General features: G+C 69.1%; 15 protein-coding genes. 3 read left to right on the forward strand and 12 right to left on the reverse strand.

Translation table 11 applies throughout. The features are described 5' to 3' along the window. Positions 1-24: 24 nt before the first annotated feature. The 10 genes from BC102111_RS02285 to BC102111_RS02330 all read right to left on the reverse strand — a co-directional run bounded on the left by BC102111_RS02285 (position 25) and on the right by BC102111_RS02330 (position 11226). Positions 25-909, reverse strand: coding sequence for a sugar phosphate isomerase/epimerase family protein (locus BC102111_RS02285; RefSeq protein ID WP_095376367.1), 885 nt, complete (start codon positions 907-909; stop codon positions 25-27). Positions 910-919: 10 nt separating this feature from the next. Next, complete coding sequence (locus BC102111_RS02290; RefSeq protein ID WP_095376366.1) at positions 920-1936, reverse strand: Gfo/Idh/MocA family protein; 1017 nt, start codon at positions 1934-1936, stop codon at positions 920-922. A gap of 61 nt (positions 1937-1997) precedes the next feature. After that, positions 1998-2927: a sugar phosphate isomerase/epimerase family protein gene (locus BC102111_RS02295; protein WP_009381064.1), complete on the reverse strand. Its 930-nt coding sequence runs from the start codon at positions 2925-2927 to the stop codon at positions 1998-2000. 62 nt (positions 2928-2989) lie between these two features. Next, positions 2990-4891, reverse strand: a complete 1902-nt coding sequence (gene iolD / locus BC102111_RS02300; RefSeq protein ID WP_101623477.1) for a 3D-(3,5/4)-trihydroxycyclohexane-1,2-dione acylhydrolase (decyclizing) — start codon at positions 4889-4891, stop codon at positions 2990-2992. Next, on the reverse strand, positions 4888-5865 hold the full coding sequence (gene iolB, locus BC102111_RS02305; protein WP_232252513.1) for a 5-deoxy-glucuronate isomerase: 978 nt from the start codon (positions 5863-5865) through the stop codon (positions 4888-4890). Before iolB ends, iolD begins: the two co-directional genes overlap by 4 nt. Continuing rightward, positions 5862-6773, reverse strand: a complete 912-nt coding sequence (locus BC102111_RS02310) for a Cgl0159 family (beta/alpha)8-fold protein (protein ID WP_095376364.1) — start codon at positions 6771-6773, stop codon at positions 5862-5864. The genes iolB and BC102111_RS02310 overlap by 4 nt, the downstream gene beginning before the upstream one ends. Beyond that, positions 6773-7921 (reverse strand): 5-dehydro-2-deoxygluconokinase, encoded by a 1149-nt coding sequence (gene iolC, locus BC102111_RS02315; RefSeq protein WP_095376363.1) that lies wholly within the window; start codon positions 7919-7921, stop codon positions 6773-6775. The genes BC102111_RS02310 and iolC overlap by 1 nt, the downstream gene beginning before the upstream one ends. Positions 7922-8244: 323 nt before the next feature. Next, complete coding sequence (locus tag BC102111_RS02320; protein ID WP_009381048.1) at positions 8245-9012, reverse strand: GntR family transcriptional regulator; 768 nt, start codon at positions 9010-9012, stop codon at positions 8245-8247. 40 nt (positions 9013-9052) lie between these two features. Continuing rightward, positions 9053-10045, reverse strand: coding sequence for a sugar phosphate isomerase/epimerase family protein (locus BC102111_RS02325; RefSeq protein WP_095376362.1), 993 nt, complete (start codon positions 10043-10045; stop codon positions 9053-9055). After that, on the reverse strand, positions 10042-11226 hold the full coding sequence (locus tag BC102111_RS02330) for a Gfo/Idh/MocA family protein (RefSeq protein ID WP_095376361.1): 1185 nt from the start codon (positions 11224-11226) through the stop codon (positions 10042-10044). Before BC102111_RS02330 ends, BC102111_RS02325 begins: the two co-directional genes overlap by 4 nt. A 259-nt stretch (positions 11227-11485) precedes the next feature. Here BC102111_RS02330 and BC102111_RS02335 point away from each other — a divergent pair, with 259 nt between their 5' ends. From BC102111_RS02335 to BC102111_RS02345, 3 genes are all read left to right on the forward strand, one after another. Then, positions 11486-12181 carry an alpha/beta hydrolase gene (locus BC102111_RS02335; RefSeq protein ID WP_095376360.1) on the forward strand — a complete coding sequence of 232 codons (696 nt, stop codon included), beginning with the start codon at positions 11486-11488 and terminating at the stop codon, positions 12179-12181. 398 nt (positions 12182-12579) lie between these two features. After that, positions 12580-12909, forward strand: a complete 330-nt coding sequence (locus BC102111_RS02340) for a nucleotidyltransferase family protein (protein WP_197907820.1) — start codon at positions 12580-12582, stop codon at positions 12907-12909. After that, positions 12906-13241: a HepT-like ribonuclease domain-containing protein gene (locus BC102111_RS02345; protein WP_095376358.1), complete on the forward strand. Its 336-nt coding sequence runs from the start codon at positions 12906-12908 to the stop codon at positions 13239-13241. Before BC102111_RS02340 ends, BC102111_RS02345 begins: the two co-directional genes overlap by 4 nt. A 317-nt stretch (positions 13242-13558) precedes the next feature. Here BC102111_RS02345 and argG read toward each other — a convergent pair whose 3' ends face one another. Next, a complete protein-coding gene (argG, locus tag BC102111_RS02350; protein ID WP_009381039.1) occupies positions 13559-14980 on the reverse strand; it encodes an argininosuccinate synthase in 1422 nt (473 codons plus the stop codon). A 353-nt stretch (positions 14981-15333) separates the two neighbouring features. Further along, positions 15334-16863 (reverse strand): APC family permease, encoded by a 1530-nt coding sequence (locus tag BC102111_RS02355; protein ID WP_095376357.1) that lies wholly within the window; start codon positions 16861-16863, stop codon positions 15334-15336. Between the last annotated feature and the right edge of the window lie 30 nt (positions 16864-16893).

Consider the following 16893-nt stretch of genomic DNA (forward strand, 5'->3'; position numbering starts at 1 on the left):
GTCAGGCGACCCTGTCGGTTGTGGTCAGTCGGCGTCACCTCGATGTCCGGCGACGAGGTCGTCGATCGCCTGCTTCTGATACCGGCTGACGGAGTCGTTGTTCTCGTTCTCCCCGAAGACGTTCGAGACGATGAGCGCATCCTCCCGGTCGAGGAACCCTGCCGTCCCCAGGGTCGCGAAGAGGGCGTCGAAGTCGACGTCCCCGTCGCCCACCTTGAGGTGCTGGTGCACTCGCGCCGAGGTGGTCGGCGGGTTCGCGATGTACCGCAGCCCGTGTGAGGCCCGGTGGTCGTAGGCGTCGGAGATGTAGACCGCGCGGAGGCGGTCGCCGAGTTCGGGGACGAGCGTGTCAAGGCAGTCGCCGTAGTGGAAGGTGTGCGGGGCGACGTAGACGAAGCCGATGGCGTCCGAATCGAGCCCGCGCAGCACCCGCCACGCCTCGTGGCCGTCCTCGACGAAGTCGTCGGGGTGGGGGTCGAAGTTGAGCCTGAGGCCCTCGCGTTCGACGCGGGGCAGCAGCTCGTCCATCGACCGGTAGAACGATTCCTCGGAGTCCTCAAAGGATTCGGGGCGGCCGCTGAACTCGGTGTTGATCGTGCCCACGCCGAGGTCGACGGCGATGTCGATGACGCGGTCGAAGTTCTTCACCGCAGCCTGCCGTTTCGCCTCATCGGGCCACGCGATCCGTTGCACGGGCAGGAGCGCCGGTACGGTGATGCCGGCGGCGTCGACGCTGCGGGCGAAGCGCTTGATGAGGTCGCGGTCCATCTTCGGGTACCGGAAGTGCGTCGCGAAGTCCGGATGCGGGGTGAGCTGCATGTGCTCGAACCCGAGGTCGGCGGTGGCTGCGGCGAAGTCGAGCAGCCTGTGCGTGTGGTGGAGCGGGGTCGGGTCGTAGGCGATCTTCAACGTCTGCTCCTCACGCGTAGAACGCCGGGGTCGGCGGAACGTCGATCGTGCGCTGACCGCCGCCGCCCAGCGAGGCGACTCCCTCCTGGCAGGCGACGGCGACCCGGTATCCGTCCCACGCTGACGGACCGGTCGTCGTGCCCGCCCGGGAGGCGTCGACCCAGGCTTGGACCTGTGCATCGTAGGCGGTGGCGAACCGGGTGGTGAAGTCGGCGTGCTCGCCCATCGAGAAGCGGCCCGCGTGCCAGGTCTGGAGTCCGGTGGGCTCGCCGATGCGGGCGATGCCGGAGGAGAACACCGCCTCGGTGGACACCTGGTAGCCGAACTGGACGCTGACGTTCATCTCGAGGTCGACGAGGACCCCGTTCTCGAGTTCCATGAGCACGAGGATCGGTTCACGCAGGCGCTGAGGCGTGAGCGGATTGCGGCGGGCGAACTTGACCTCGACGGATCTGATCGGGGACCCGGCGAGCCACGGGACGATGTCGAACTCGTGGACGACAGAGTCGGTGATGAGCGATTCCTGCTGGTAGGAGTCGGGGACGACCGCGTTGCGGTGGGCGCACCGGAGCATGAGCAGATCCCCGGTCTCACCCGATTCGACGAGACCGCGCAGCTGCCGGTATTCGGGGTCGAAGCGGCGCATGAACCCGACCTGGATGAGCCTGCGCCCGCCTGCCTGTTCGGCCTCGAGGACGCGCATCGAGGACTCGGGGTCGGGGGTGAGCGGCTTCTCGCACAGCGTCGGAATGCCGGCCTCGATCGCCGGCAGAAGCACGGGCTCATGGAGGAAGCCGGGGGTGGCGATGAGCAGACCGTCGACGGCGCCCGCATAGAGAGCGTCCTCGACCTGGGTGAAGGCCTGCGCGGCCGGAGCATCGCCGAGCGCCGCCTGGGCCCGGCCCGTGTCGGGTTCGATGACGGCCGAGACGTTCGCTCCGCTGATCGAGCGGGTGATGCGCCGGATGTGGTCGGCGCCCATCATCCCGGCGCCGACGACGCCGATGCGGAAGTCCTGTGCGTTCATGCTCGCTCCTTGCGATTGTGCTCTCGCCGAGGTGGCTGTCGGTGTCGACATGATCGTGTCCTCAGTGGTCGGTGGCGGCGGACGGGGTCGAGGCGAGGATCGTCTGCAGCGTCCGCTCGGCGATGGGGTAGGGGGCGTCGACGCTGCAGCCGAACATGTCCTGCTCGACGATGGCGAAGGTGTTCGGGTCGAGGGCGGCGACGGCCTCGATGATCGGATCGAGCGGCGGGATCCCCTGGTTCGGTTCGACCATGATTCCCTCGGCGACCGCCTCGGCGAAGGGCTGATCGGACTTGAGGACGTCCCAGATCCTCACCGGATCGACCTGCTTGAGATGGAGGTAGCCGATCCGCGAGGGATGGTCCTCGATGAGCCGCAGGTTGTCCCCGCCGTAGTAGGAGAAGTGGCCGGTGTCGAGGCAGAGGTTGGTGAAGCGCTCGTCGGTGAGTTCGAGGAACCGTTCGACCTCGGAGTGGGTGCCGACGTGGGAGTCGGCGTGCGAATGGAACTGCTGGTGGAGGCCGTACTCCTCCTCGAGCGCCTTGCCGAGGGCGTCGTGGCCGGCGGCGAGACGCTGCCAGCCCTCCGCGTCGAGGGTGCGGGCTTCGAGGACTTCGCTGGTGGCGTCCGAGCGCCACAGGTCGGGGATGACGACGATGTGCTCGCCGCCGAGGGCCGCAGTGAGCTTCGCAACGCGTTCGACCTGCTCCCAGGCCCGGGCGAACTGGTCGCCCGACTTGTGGAAGCCGGTGAAGACCGTTCCGCCGGAGAGTTTGAGGCCGCGGCTGCCGAGCTCCTCGCCAAGCTGTGCGGGATCGGTGGGAAGGTAGCCGTAGGGTCCGAGTTCGATCCACGTGTACCCGGCCTCGGCGACCTCGTCGAGGAACCGCTGCCAGGGCACCTGGCCGGGATGGTCGGGGAACCACACGCCCCACGAGTCGGGGGCGGTGCCGATGCGCAGCGGCTGCGTTGCCGCCGTCGAGGTGGTCATGGTGGGTGTCCTTCGTGAGCGGTCGGGTGCGGTGGCCTGTGGGCTGGTGTCGAGTGCAGTGCTCACAACAGCGGCCTCTGCTTCTTGACGGCGATCTCGTACTCGTCGCGGGCGGCCTGGGTGTCGCCCATGGTCGAGACCTCGGCGACGGGGACATCCCACCAGCCTTCGCCGTCGGGGGCGTAGACGAGAGGATCGGAATGGATGTGGATGAGCGTCGAGGTCTCCGGCTCCTTGGCTCCGGCGACCGCCTCGGCCAGCCGCGTGCTCGCATCCGGTCCCGGGTCGATCTCGACGACGTCGATGCCGTACGACCGGGCGTTGGCGGCGAGATCGACGGGGAGGACCTCGTCGGTGCGGAAGTCGCTCGCCTCGGCGTCGTACTTCCGATACCACGTGCCGAACCGGGGTGCGCCCACGGTCTCGGAGAGGTGGCCGATCGAGGCGAAGCCGTGGTTCTGGATGAGGACGACGATGAGCTTGAGCCCTTCGGCGACCGCGGTGACGAGTTCCGTGTGGAGCATGAGGTAGGACCCGTCGCCGACCATGACGATCGCCTCCCGATCCTCACCGGCGGCGTCGATCGCGCGGCGGACGCCGAGCCCGCCGGCGATCTCGTAGCCCATGCACGAGAACGCGTACTCGACGTGGTAGCCGAGCGGATCGTTTGTGCGCCAGAGCTTCTGCAGGTCGCCGGGCAGGGAACCGGCAGCCTGGATGACGACGTCGCGGGGACCGGCGGCGGTGTTGACCGCCCCGATGACCTCGGCCTGACCGGGCAGCGCGGCATCGGTGGGGGCCGTGGCCTCATCGACGACGGCGATCCAGTCCGTGCGCTCACGGTCGACCCGTGCGCTCAGGTCCTCACTCACCCGGAACTCGCCGAGGTGCTCGTGCAGTCCCCGGATCCCCTCTCTCGCGTCGGCGACGAGAGGGAGGCGGCTGCCGTGCTTGAACGCATCGAAGGCGGCGACGTTGAGGTTGACGAAGCGGACCTCCGGGTTCTGGAACACGGTCCGGCTTGCCGTGGTGAAGTCGCTGTAGCGGGTGCCGATGCCGATGACGAGGTCGGTGTCGGCGGCGATCCGGTTCGCCGCGGTCGACCCTGTCGCTCCGATCCCGCCGAGATTGAGGGGGTGGTCCCAGTCGAGGACGCCGCCGCCGGCCTGGGTCGTGGCCACGGGGATCCCGGTCGCCTCGGCGAAGGCCCTCAGCTCGTCCTCGGCGTGGGAGTAGAGGACGCCGCCGCCGGCGACGATGAGCGGGGTCCGGGACTCGCGGATCGCCGCGACCGCCCGCTCGAGCGGACCGGTCTCCGGCAGGGGCCGGCGCAGGTGCCAGTCGCGTTCGGTGAGGAACTCGCCGGGGACTTCGATGGTCTCGGCCTGGACGTCCTCGGGCAGGGCGATCGTCACCGCCCCGGTCTCGGCGGGGTCGGTGAGCACGCGCATCGCCGCCAGAGCGATCGAGAACAGCTGCTCGGGGCGGTCGACGCGGTCGAAGAACCGGGAGAGCGGCCGGAACGCGTCGGTGACCTGCAGGGATGTGTCGTGCGGGTGTTCGAGCTGCTGGAGGACGGGGTCGGCGACGCGAGTGGCGAACGTGTCGGAGGGCAGAAGCAGCGCGGGCATCCGGTTCGATGTCGCCAAGGCCGCCCCGGTGAGCATGTTCGCCGCTCCCGGACCGACCGAGGCCGCCGAGGCGAACGTCGAAAGTCTCCGGTTCATCCGGGCGTAGCCGACGGACTGGTGGACCATCGCCTGTTCGTTCCGCGCCTGGTGGTAGGGCATCGCCCCGGGCTCGTCATGGTGGAGCTGACGCAGCGCCTGACCGATGCCGGCGACATTGCCGTGGCCGAAGATCCCGAAGGTCCCGGCGATCGTGCGTACCCGGGTGTCGCCGTCGACCGTGTACTGGCGGGTCAGGAACGTCATCAGCGCCTGCGCGACCGTCATCGTCGTCATCGCCGTTCTCCTCCATCCTCGGTGGTGCGGGGTGCGTCGTCTGCGGCGCCGGGCGTGTGCTCCGTTGTCGCGCGCGTGTCCTCCGCGGTGTAGGGCAGCCGCGCGTCGAACTCCTCACCCTCCCATTGTTCGCGCACCCAGCCGTGGGCGGGATCATCGGTGATGAGCCATGCCCGATCGGTGTCGGGGCCGGCCATGACGTTGAGGTAGTAGTTGTCGTAGCCGGGGGCGGCGGCGACCGGCCCGTGGTACCCGTAGGGGACGAGGGCGATGTCGCCGGTGCGCACGATCGCCGAGGTCTCGATCTCACCGGCCGCCGAGGAGTACGTCGCGAAGAGCGCGAACGGATCGGCCGCAGCCGGGGCGGTCAGACCGCGGGAGACCGCGGATTCGAAGTAGTAGATCTCCTCGAGCCGGGTCTCGGTCCCCGCGACCGCCTCGTCGTGCTTGTGCGGCGGATACGACGACCAGTTCTCGGCCGGGGTGATGACCTCGCACGCGATGATCTTCACGCAGTCGAGCCCCGCCGGGGTCGCGAAGTTGTGGACCTGCCGGCTCGAGCGCCCGGCCCCGCGCAGTTCGACAGGGACCTCGGCCGCAGGCAGGTACTGGACGGGTCGGGTCTCCTCGGTCGGGGCTTCGCACACGGCGATGCGTCCCGAGCCCCTGACCGTCGTGGCGGTGCCGCTGGGCAGGTAGAGGCAGTCGGCAGGACCGTGGAAGACCGAGCGGCGACCGGCGAGGTTCTGCTCCCCGACGATGCCCTCGGGCGCGGAGTACTTCACGGTGAATGTCGGCCCGGACAGGGGCACGAGCACCCGTTCGACCGCCTCGGCGGGGAGATCGACGGTCGCCTCGGCGAGCTCGAGGATCCGCAGGCCGGTGTGCGCCCACCCGGGCAGGGAGGCATCGACGAGGGATTCGCAGGCGCCCGAACTCAGGGTGCCCCGGCGGTGGAGCCAGTCGTTGATCATGCCGAGGTCCTCTCCGATCCGTGGACGAGTGCGGCCGCCCGGTCGACGGCGGCGCCGACGTCGCCGTCGGCGGGGTAGACGATGGAGCGGCCGATGACGAGGCCGCGGACCCCGGGCAGCGCGAGCGCGGCCTCCCAGCTGCGGAACGTCGCCTCGGGATCGTCCGAGCGCTCGCCGCCGAGGAGGAGGGTGGGCAGGGTCGTCGCCGCGAGCACCCGGTCCATATCGTCGACGACGGGGATCTTCAGCCACGTGTGCGCCGAGGAGGTGCCGAGGCCCTGGGCGATTCCGATCGAGGTGATGACGGCTTCGGGGGTGAGGATGTTGCGGACCCGGTCGTCGGCCCATTCGTTGAGGAAGGGTTCGATCATCACCGGGATGTCCTCGGCTGCACAGTCGTTGACGGCGCGGGCGTTGGCTTCGAGCGCCGAGGCGGTCGCCGGGTCACCGAGGTTGATCCTCAGCAGGGTCTTCGCGAGGTCGATGCCGTCGCGGGCCATGCCGGCGGCGGTGTGACAGGTGAAGCGGTCGTCGATCTCGAAAGCCGAGCCGGCGAGGCCGCCGCGGTTCATCGACCCGACGGCGAGCTTGCCTTCGAGGCAGCCGAGGAACGCGAGGTCGTCGAGGACGTCGGGAGTGCCGAGGACGCCGTCGACGCCGGGACGGGAGAGCGCCGTGGCGAGCCGGTTGAGGAGGTCCTCGCGGTCGGCCATGGCCAACCGGTCGTCGCCGACGGCGTTCGCTCCGCGGGCGGGGTGGTCGGCGGCGACGATGAAGAGCTTCGAATCGGCACCGCCGATCGGGCGGCGGGCGCGGGCGGACCACGCGGCGGAGATCGCTGCCGGGTCGTCGAAGCGCGCGTCGCGGAGGCGGGCGAACGCCGCGGGGGAGAGCGGGGAGTCGGGCATCAGGCGTCCTTGGGTGCGAGTGAGGGGGTGGGCGAGGACAGGGGCTCGGCGGGGGAGGGGGCGCCGACGACGGCGGTCACCTCGGCGGTCGTCGGCATCGCCGTCGAGCACTCCCGGCGGGTGGCGACGATGGCGCCGGCGACGTTGGCGAAGCGCAGCAGGTACTCGAGATCCCAGCCTTCGAGGAGTCCGAAGCACAGCGCGCCGCCGAAGCCGTCGCCGGCGCCGAGGCCGTTGACGACGTCGACGGGATACGGCGGGACCTCGACGCGTTCGTCCGCGGTCTTCGCCAGCACCCCCTTGGGCCCCTGCTTGACGATGGCGAGTTCGATGCCGCGCTCGAGCAGGGCGTCGGCGGCGCGGTCGGGGTCGGTCTCGCCGACGGCGATCTCGCACTCCTCCCGGTTGCCGACGGCGACGGAGACGTGCTCGAGGGCGCGGGACACCTCGGCGGTGGCCGTGGCGGGATCGGTCCAGAACATCGGACGGTAGTCGAGGTCGAGGACCGTGTGCTCGGCGCGGCTGCGGGCCGCCCAGGCTGCATGGTGGGTCGAGCGGCTGGGTTCGACGCTCAGACCCGTGACGGTGGCCCAGAAGATCCGGGCGGACCGGATCGCGTTGAGATCGAGATCGGCCTCGGTGAGCGTGAGGTCGGGGGCGATGGGGTCGCGGTAGAAGTAGAGGGGGAAGTCGTCAGGCGGGAAGATCTCGCAGAACGTCACCGGGGTGTTGTGCTCGGGGTCGGTGGCGACGAAGCGGTTGTCGACGCCGAGGCGGGTGAGCTCGTCCCTGAGGTACCGGCCGAAGGGGTCGTCGCCGACGGCGGTGACGATCGCGGAGTCGAGTCCGTAGCGGGCAGCGGCGACGGCGACGTTCGAGGCCGAACCGCCGAGGTACTTGCCGAAGGTCTCGACGTCCTCGAGGCCGACGCCGTCCTGGAGCGGATAGATGTCGACGCCGATGCGCCCGATGCTCACAAGGTCGAACGGGGTGGTGCGCGGGGTCGTCGGAGCGGGAGTCCGGTCGGTCTGCGCGTCGGCCTGCTCGATTCGCGGGTGAGCCGTACCGGTCCGCGGGTGAACCGGCTGCGCGTCAGCCTGCTCGTTCCGCGGGTGAGCCTGCGGTGACGGCGAAGGTGTCTGAGTCATGGACGTCGGTTCCCTCCGTACGGCTGCAGTGCCGTGTGGTCGATTTGTCAGGACAAACTATTTGTCATGACAATATCACTCATCGTGCTCTGCGTCACCCCCTTTTTTGGGGGCGGTTCTGGGGAGTGCTCGCATCCCGGGAGCGGTCTTGAGGCAGCCGCTCGGTTACGATCCACCTGGTACGGATCGAACCACCGCGTGCGGATCCACACCGCGCGGTTGCAGCGGCTCGCAACGAGCACGAGCGCTCCTGCCGCTCAGCGCTCCCGTCCCGCAGCCGGCCCCGAGACGATCTGCGCCGCGCCACCAACCGGGGGCGCCCCTCACCGGGAGACGAGCGTCGTCTCGAACGAGTAGAGGTCGGGTCGGTAGCAGTGGTCGCCCCATTCGATGATCTGGCCCGAATGGTCGAGCGCGGTCCGGTGCATCGTCAGCAGCGGGGCGCCTGGGGTGATGTCGAGGAGGTCGGCCTCGTCGTCGGCGGCAGCGCGGGCGCCGATCGTCTGATGGGCGACGGAGAAGACGACCCCGCGCTCGCGCAGGGTCTCATAGAGACCGGCGGTGACGAGCTCGGCGGCGGTGATATCGGCGAACGGCTCGGGCAGGACGTTGTGGAGGATCGCGAGCGGCGTCGAGCCGATGAGCCGGAGTCGGCGCAGGTGGAGGGTCGGGGACCCCACCGCCACACCGAGGCGCTCGGCGAATTCCGCGTCCGCCGCCTCGACGCGGTGGCTGAGCACGGTCGTCGCCGGTGCGTTGCCCGACTTCTGCAGGTCCTCGTGGAGGCTCGTGAGATCGACGGCCCGGGCGACGGGGCGTTGGAGGACCTGCGTTCCGACCCCGCGCCGACGCACGAGCAGCCCCTTGTCGACGAGGTCCTGGATCGCCTGCCGGATCGTCGGTCGGGAGAGACCGAGCCGCTCGGCCATCGAGACCTCATTCTCCAGACGGGTGCCCGCGGCGATGTCTCCGGCGGTGATCGCGGCCTCGAGGCGGCGGGCGATCTGGACGTAGAGCGGCGCGGCCCCGGCGGAGCGGTCGAGGGTGCCGAAGAACTCCTCGCTCAGCTCGGTCTCGGGTGCGCGTGCCATGGGGTCCCTGCTTCGTTCCGGTCTCGGTCTGCCCTCGAGCTTACCCGGCGTGATCGCGGGCGGTGAGCAGCACCTCGGCGGCGGTTTCGAGTCCTTCGATCCGCCCCAGCGCCTCGTCCTCGTGTTCGATGTGGACGGCCATGTCGGGGTCGACGGCGGCGAGGGCCGCGACGAACCGATCCCAGAAGTCCTGGTCGTGTCCGCGTCCGAGCGCGACGAAGTCCCACGCCGAGCCCTCCGGCCATCGGTTGATCGCCGCGCCCCCGCGGATCCGCGTGATCCGGTCCCCGGTGAAGCGCGTGTGCCGGTCGTCGAGGATGCCGTGGACGGCCGCCGCCGGATTGATCCGCACGTCCTTGGCTGCGGCGTGGACGACCCGATCGCCGAGGTGGTCGATCGCGGCGATCGGATCGATCCCCTGCCAGAACAGGTGGGAGGGGTCCATCTCCGCGCCGATGTTCTCACCCCCGGTGGCGTCGATGAGGCGCTCGAGGGTGGCGGGGTTGAAGACGAGGTTGTGCGGGTGCATCTCGATCGCGATCATCACGCCGCGGTCGGCAGCCCGGCGGTCGAGTTCGCGCCACACGGGCACGGCCCGGGCCCACTGGTCATCGAGCGTGTCGAGGTGCGAGGACTCCCACGGGTTGACGATCCACGTCGGGGTCACGGAGTCCGCGCGAGCGCCGGGCAGTCCCGACATCGTCACCACCCGGGTCTGGCCTAGGCGAGCGGCGACGTCGATGGCGCGTTCGATGTCGGCGAGCGTGGGCGGACCGATCTCCGGGTTCGGGTCGAGCGGATTGCCGTTGGCGTTGAGGCCCGCGAGGGCGACCCCCGCTTCGGCGAAGGTCTCGAGGTAGTCGTCGCGGGCGGCATCGGAGGTGAGGATGTCATCGATCCTCGGCATGTGCACGGGAGGGAGGAACCCGCCGACGTTGATCTCCGCCGCGTCGAGTCCGAGGTCCCGGATCGCGGCGAGCGCCTCGGGCAGTCCGCGGTCGTGGAGGATGGCTGTGTAGACGCCGAGCTTCATCGGATGACCTCCGCGGCGGCACCGCCGTTCGCGGCCGAAGCGATGACGGCGTCGCGCACGGCCAGGGCGTGGAGACCGTCGGCGAAGGTCGCGCACCGCGGATAGGACTCGGATTCGGGGCGGCCGACGACCTCGTCGAGGAAGGCCCGGGCCTGGAAGGTGAAGCCGTCGTTCTGACCGATGCCCACGCCCGGTGCGGCCATCGGCACGCCGGTGCCGAAGTACGGGTGGGCCGGCCCGAGCTGGACGGTCGTCAGCCCGTCGCGGGTGGGATCGCCGCTTGTGCGACCGAGCGTGATCTCCCCGGGGCGGCGGAAGTCGAAGCCGGCGGAGCCGTTCTCGCAGAAGACCTCGATGGCGAAGGTGTTCGGGTGCCCGGCGGCGATGCGCGAGACCTGGAGGGTGCCCGAGCCGGTGCCGAACTCGACGCCGAAGCCTGCGTAGTCGTCGTTGGTCACGGGCTCGTACTCGTCGCTGACCTCGACATGGTCATGGCCGGTGACGTGGCCCAGCGGCAGCGGGCGTTCGGCGATCGAGGTGTGGAACCGCCCTCCCGAGACCGCGGTGATCGGACCGGCGATGAACTCGACGGAGTCGGTGAGGTGGCTGCCGACGTCGGCGAGTGCCCCGGTGCCGGCACCTCCCTGGTACCGCCAGCTCATCGGCGCGGTCGGCGAGCACGCGTAGTCGGTCCAGTAGTGGGCGTCGACGTGCTGGACGGGACCGAGGGTGCCGTTCGCGACGAGGTCGGCGATCGCCGCAAGACCCGGGGTGCGGCGGAAGGTGAAACCGAGGCGGGCGATCGAATCCGCGTTCTCAGCGGCGGCGATCATGGCGTCCGCCTCGGGGATCGTATCGGTGAGCGGCTTCTCGCACAGCACGTGCTTGCCGGCGCCGAGGAGCGCCTCGACGATCGGCTTGTGGAGCGAGTTGGCGACGACGACGCTGACGATGTCGATGTCATCGGCGGCGGCGATGTCCTGCCAATCGGTGTCGAAGCGGGAGTAGCCGAAGCGTTCGGCCGTGGTTCGAGCGGCGTCCGGCACGACGTCGCAGATCGAGACGAGGTCGATGGTCGGCAGAGTTCCGGTGCCGACGGTCGGGGCGGCCCGCCAGGCGGCGGCATGGGCGCGACCGGCCATGCCGGCTCCGATGACGGCGACGCCGAGTCGTTCGGTCATGACTTCTCCTTCGAAGACGGGGTGAGCATACACCACACTAGCGAGATATTTGTCCGGTCAAAAGAGGTTTGCGAGTTTAATTTGTCCGGACATGAAAAATGGGGGCATTGAGACGCGGACGGACGGTGCGTTCACAGGGAATTCCCCGGTGGGAGGCTCAAGGGGCGTTGTAGGCTCACGGTGGGCACCCGCCCTGCACCCACGCTGAGAATGGGACGCCGCCCCGAACGGGAGGCGTCCGCTGATTCGAGGAGTACAGATGTCAGACAAGCCGAGTGTTGTCCTGGTCCACGGATTCTGGGGAGGTGCAGCCCACTGGGCCGACGTCATCGTCGAGCTGAGCAAGCGCGGCTACACCGACCTCCACGCTGTGGAGAATCCCCTCACCTCCCTCGCCGACGATGCTGAGCGCACCCGCAAGATGGTCGCCCAGATCGACGGCCCCGTCATCCTCGTCGGCCACTCGTACGGTGGAGCCGTCATCACCGAGATGGGCGATCAGCCCAATGTCCTCGGCCTCGTCTACATCGCCGCCTTCGCGCCCGACGCCGGTGAGAGCCCGGGCGGGATCACGCAGGAGATGCCTCCCGAGGCGGCTCCGAACCTTGAGCCCGACTCGGACGGCTACCTGTGGGTCAAGCAGGACAAGTTCCACGAGAGCTTCTGCCAGGACCTCGGTGACGAGCAGGCCCTCGTCATGGCGGTCACGCAGAAGGCCCCGCTCGGCTCGACCTTCGAGGACCCGGTCACCGATCCGGCGTGGAAGGCGAAGCCGACCTGGTACCAGGTCTCGACGCAGGACCGGATGATCGCACCCGACAACGAGCGCCGGATGGCCGAACGGATGCAGCCGCAGAAGACGATCGAGCTCGACGCGAGCCACGCCTCCCTCGCCTCCCAGCCGAAGGCCGTCGCCGACCTCATCGACGAGGCCGCAGCCGCCGTCACCGCCTGACGCAACGCGGCGCTCTGCGCGGCTGGCGGTTCGTCCGGCGCCGGTCCACGCGCGGCTGACCACCCGCGCGGCCGACTACCCGGCGGTCGTCCGCCCAGCGCCCGTGCATGCGCGGCCATGCATGCGCGGCCATCTACCCGGCGCCCCGGAGGCGGATCCGGTTCGAAACGCGATGCGATATCGAACCGAATCCGCCTCCGGGGCTTTGCTCTCAGGGCGATTTGCCGTCGAAGGTGCGGGGCGCTGCTGAGTGTATGGGCAACTGCCACGGGTGCGGAGCACTGTTGCGGGTACCCTCAACCGCGGCGAGTGCCACGCGCCGCGGCGAGTGCCGCGCGCGAACATTGTCGCAGCGAGTGGCGTTCCCACGGCTAGTGCGGCCCGGCTACTCTGGAAGGGTGAGTGAGACCGCAGTGACGCCCGAGACGCTCGCCTTGCGCGAGCTCGTGGAGGCGCGCCGCGACGACTTCTTTGCGCTCCTGGAGAAGTACAAGGCAACCAACCCGAGTCTGTTCGGCTCAGTCGCACGCGGGACGGCAGGGTCGGGAAGCGACATTGACATCCTTGTCGAGATGGACCCAGCTGACGGGAATCTCCTCATGCGAGCTTCCGGACTCCTGGAAGAGACACGTGAACTGTTCGGCCGCGACGATATTGACGTGTTCCCCATGCAGCTGCTCAAGCGCGGCATGTCGGCTTCGGTCCTTGCGGACGCTGTACCGCTGTGAGTCGCAGCCCTGATCAGCTGATCTCCGACATACTGGACGCAGTCGACCGTTGCCAACGTTACGTCGAAGCGCTCGACGACGAGGATGCCACCCTGGCCGAGATGGCTGAGGACGCCATCGAGCGCAATCTCCAGATCATCGGTGAGGCTGCCAATCACCTCCCGCCGGAGGTCACTGGGGCGCATCCGAAAATCGGCTGGCCGGCGATCCGCGGGTTCAGTAACATACTCGTCCATCAGTATTTCGGGATTGATGCCCACGTCGTGCGTGACGTCGTCGAAACCTACCTGCCGGCGCTGGCTGCGGCTTTGCGCTCCTCCGGAGCGCGCTGAAGGCAGTGCGTGCGAGGAGGACCGGGTTCGACGATCGCCGAGATTTCGACTCCGATCTTCCTCGCGGGCACAGCGCCCGTGATGGGAGCCCGGACAGTCGGCGCGGTCACGGGAGGGGATCACCCGCACCCGACCGATCGGCGCAGGCAAGCAGATAGGCGGAGGACCCGCCTCGAAATCCGATACCCATTCGAGGGGGTCCTCCGTGTGAGCGTCGTCCGGCAGCAACACCGGTGCCAGGCGACGCCGACGGTCCTCCCACCACAGGCGCAGTCCGTGCCCACGGTCGGCGGACCGCAGATTCTGTGCCGGCGCCCTCAGTCGGTGCCGGTGTCGAACGCGGCCGAGAGGCCCGACCGGTCGGTCGCGGCGTCGACGTCGACGTCGGTGCTCGCGATCTCCTCGGCGCCACCGGCCTCGAGCGATCCGACGAGCTCCGAGGTCGGGCCCGAGACGATGCCCATCGCCGCATACTGCTCGAGGCGGGCACGGGAGTCGGCGATGTCGAGGTTGCGCATCGTCATCTGGCCGATCCGATCCTCCGGGCCGAAGGCGGCGTCGCCGACGCGCTCCATCGACAGCTTCTCCGGGTGGTAGGAGAGGTTGGGGCCCTCGGTGTTGACGATCGTGTAGTCGTCACCGCGGCGCAGGCGCAGCGTCACCTCGCCCGTGATCGCCGAGGCGACCCACCGCTGCATGGATTCGCGGAGCATGAGCGACTGCGGGTCGAGCCACCGTCCCTCGTACATCCGCCGCCCCAGCCGGCGTCCCTCTTCGTGGTAGAGGGCGATCGTGTCCTCGTTGTGGATGGCGTTGAGGAGGCGCTCGTACGTGATGTGGAGCAGAGCCATGCCCGGGGCCTCGTAGATGCCGCGGGACTTCGCCTCGATGATCCGGTTCTCGATCTGGTCGGAGACGCCGAGCCCGTGCCGGCCGCCGATCTCGTTGGCCTTGTAGACGAGTGCCACCGGATCGTCGAAGACCTCGCCGTTGATCGCGACCGGGCGGCCGGCCTCGAAGCGGACGGTGACCTCCTCGGTCTCGACCTCGACGTCGTCGCGCCACGCGGGCACGCCCATGATCGGTTCGACGATGTCGAGACCGGCGTCGAGGAACTCGAGGCTCTTCGCCTCATGCGTCGCACCCCAGATGTTCGCATCCGTGGAATACGCCTTCTCCGCGGAATCGCGGTACGGGTAGCCGTGGGCGACAAGCCATTCGCTCATCTCCTGTCGACCGCCGAGCTCCTCGACGAACGCCGAGTCGAGCCACGGCTTGTAGATCCGCAGCTTCGGGTTGGCCATGAGCCCGTAGCGGTAGAAGCGCTCGATGTCGTTGCCCTTGTAGGTCGATCCGTCGCCCCAGATGTCGACGCCGTCCTCCTTCATCGCGCGCACGAGCATCGTGCCCGTCACCGCCCGGCCCAGCGGGGTCGTGTTGAAGTAGGTCTTCCCGCCCGAACGGACGTTGAACGCCCCGCACTGGAGGGCGACGAAGCCCTCTTCGACGAGGAGGCGCTTGGCGTCGACGAAGCGCGCGATCTCGGCGCCGTACTCCTTGGCCCGAGCGGTCACGCCCTCGAGGTCGGGTTCGTCGTACTGGCCGATGTCCGCGGTGTACGTGCACGGAATCGCGCCCTTGTGACGCATCCACGCGACCGCGCAGGACGTGTCGAGACCGCCGGAGAAGGCGATCCCGACGTGCTCACCGATGGGCAGGGAGGAGAGAACTTTCGACATGCCCCTCACTGTAGCCGTCCCGGGGCGCCTGTGTCGAATTGTTATGCAGGGGAATGAATTTTTATGTGGAGGCGCCGAGGTGGTCCGCCTGGGTGGTTCGCCGAGGTGGTCCGCCTGGGTGGTTCGCCGAGGTGGCCCGCCGTGCCGTGTCCGGCCGGTCCTGCGACGGCGGCACAACCGCTCGGTTTCGATCCGCATGGCATGGATCGATCCGTACCGTGTGGATCAGAACCGAGCGGTTGCGCCGCCGAAGCGCCACCCGCCGCCGAAGCGCCGCCCGCCGCGAACGCCGCGTACCCGCGCCGCGAACGCCGCCCCGCGAACCCGCACCGCCACCCCGCCCGGCTGGAACGTCAGTCGCGGCGGTGGGCGCGGATCGCCTCGGCGACGGCGATCGCATCACCCTCCGGCGCATCCGACTTCCGGTCGGGGCGCGCGATGAAGAGGTAGAGGAAGCCGACGGCGAGGACGACGACGAGTCCGATGAGGACGACGTAGTCGGCGAAGAACGCCCCGGACTCGCCGGGCCGGGCGAGCAGGATCATCGCGAAGATCCCGTACGCGAGCGCGAGGACGTTGACGACGATTCCCCACGCTCCCAGCGACCACGGACCCGCCGGCTTCCACCCCTTGACGCGCTGGCGCAGGGAGGCGAGGACGACCATCTGGAAGCTTAAGTAGATGCCGAGGATCGCGAACGAGGTGACCGCGACGAGGATGCCGTCGTTGAACCAGATGAGCACGCAGATGAGCGCGGGCGCGGTGCACGCGACGATGAGCGCGTTGCGGGGGACCTTCGTACCCTCGGCGACCTTGGACAGCCACCGATGGCCGGGCATCATGCCGTCACGGGCGAAGCTGAAGATCAGGCGCGAGGCGGCGGCCTGGAGGCTGAGCACGCACGAGATGAACGCGAGGATCGCGATGAGGAGGAAGAGCTTCGCACCGACCGGTCCGAGGCTGCCTTCGAGGATCGAGGGGATCGGGTCGACGACCTCACCTGCAACGATCTCATCGAGGTTGGGGGCCGCGAGGACGTACCCGCCGAAGGAGAAGAGGGCGGAGACCGCACCGACGACGATCGTCATGATCATCGCTTTGGGAATGCCCCGGGCGGGGTTGGAGACCTCCTCGGCGACGTCGCCGCAGGCCTCGAACCCGTAGAAGAGGAAGAGCCCGGCCACGGCAGCGCCCATGAACGCGGCGAGGTAGCTGCCGTCTCCGGCCACGCCCATCGCATCGAAGAACACGGAGAACGGATGCTTGCGCTCGAAGATGAGGAGGAAGAGGCCGAGCCCGATGACGCCGATGAGCTCGGCGAAGAGGCCGATGCGCGCGATCCTGGCCAGCCACTTCGTGCCGCTGAAGTTGATCGCCAGAGCGAGGAAGAGGAGTGCGAGCGCGAGGACGAGGGTGACGTTGCGGGTGAGTTCGAAGTCGAAGAGGCTCGCGACGAAGCCCGCCCCGAACTCCGCCACCGAGGTGATGGTGACGATCATCGCGCAGATGTAGACCCACGCTGCCATCCACGCGTACCGCTTGCCCCACAGCCGCCTCGCCCACGGGTAGATCCCGCCGGCGATGGGGAACTGGGAGACGACCTCGCCGAAGACGAGGGCGACGAGCATCTGACCTGCGGCGACGATGACGATCCACCAGATCGACGGTGGGCCGCCGGCCGCGAGGGCGACCGCGAGCAGCGAGTAGACGCCGACGAGCGGGGAGAGGTAGGTGAACCCGAGCGCGAAGTTCGCCCACACGCTCATCGACCGCTCGAAGGAGTCGCTGTAGCCGAGGACGGAGAGGTGATCCCCGTCGGAGAGGTGGGCTCCCGACCGTGGGGACTGCGGCGGGCGAGGGGTCTGCGGGGACTGTTCTGTCATTTCGGCACCTTTGCGCGAATCACTGTGGGA

Origin of the sequence: Brevibacterium casei CIP 102111, assembly GCF_900169275.1 — a bacterium.
Taxonomy (GTDB): domain Bacteria; phylum Actinomycetota; class Actinomycetes; order Actinomycetales; family Brevibacteriaceae; genus Brevibacterium; species Brevibacterium casei.

Bases quoted from the DNA above. Each gene is read 5' to 3' on its own strand.
- BC102111_RS02290 (WP_095376366.1), bottom strand. From the start codon at position 1,936: ATGAACGCACAGGACTTCCGCATCGGCGTCGTCGGCGCCGGGATGATG.
- BC102111_RS02295 (WP_009381064.1), bottom strand. From the start codon at position 2,927: ATGACCACCTCGACGGCGGCAACGCAGCCGCTGCGCATCGGCACCGCC.
- iolD (WP_101623477.1), bottom strand. From the start codon at position 4,891: ATGACGACGATGACGGTCGCGCAGGCGCTGATGACGTTCCTGACCCGC.
- iolB (WP_232252513.1), bottom strand. From the start codon at position 5,865: ATGATCAACGACTGGCTCCACCGCCGGGGCACCCTGAGTTCGGGCGCC.
- BC102111_RS02310 (WP_095376364.1), bottom strand. From the start codon at position 6,773: ATGCCCGACTCCCCGCTCTCCCCCGCGGCGTTCGCCCGCCTCCGCGAC.
- iolC (WP_095376363.1), bottom strand. From the start codon at position 7,921: ATGACTCAGACACCTTCGCCGTCACCGCAGGCTCACCCGCGGAACGAG.
- BC102111_RS02320 (WP_009381048.1), bottom strand. From the start codon at position 9,012: ATGGCACGCGCACCCGAGACCGAGCTGAGCGAGGAGTTCTTCGGCACC.
- BC102111_RS02325 (WP_095376362.1), bottom strand. From the start codon at position 10,045: ATGAAGCTCGGCGTCTACACAGCCATCCTCCACGACCGCGGACTGCCC.
- BC102111_RS02330 (WP_095376361.1), bottom strand. From the start codon at position 11,226: ATGACCGAACGACTCGGCGTCGCCGTCATCGGAGCCGGCATGGCCGGT.
- BC102111_RS02335 (WP_095376360.1), top strand. From the start codon at position 11,486: ATGTCAGACAAGCCGAGTGTTGTCCTGGTCCACGGATTCTGGGGAGGT.
- argG (WP_009381039.1), bottom strand. From the start codon at position 14,980: ATGTCGAAAGTTCTCTCCTCCCTGCCCATCGGTGAGCACGTCGGGATC.
- BC102111_RS02355 (WP_095376357.1), bottom strand. From the start codon at position 16,863: ATGACAGAACAGTCCCCGCAGACCCCTCGCCCGCCGCAGTCCCCACGG.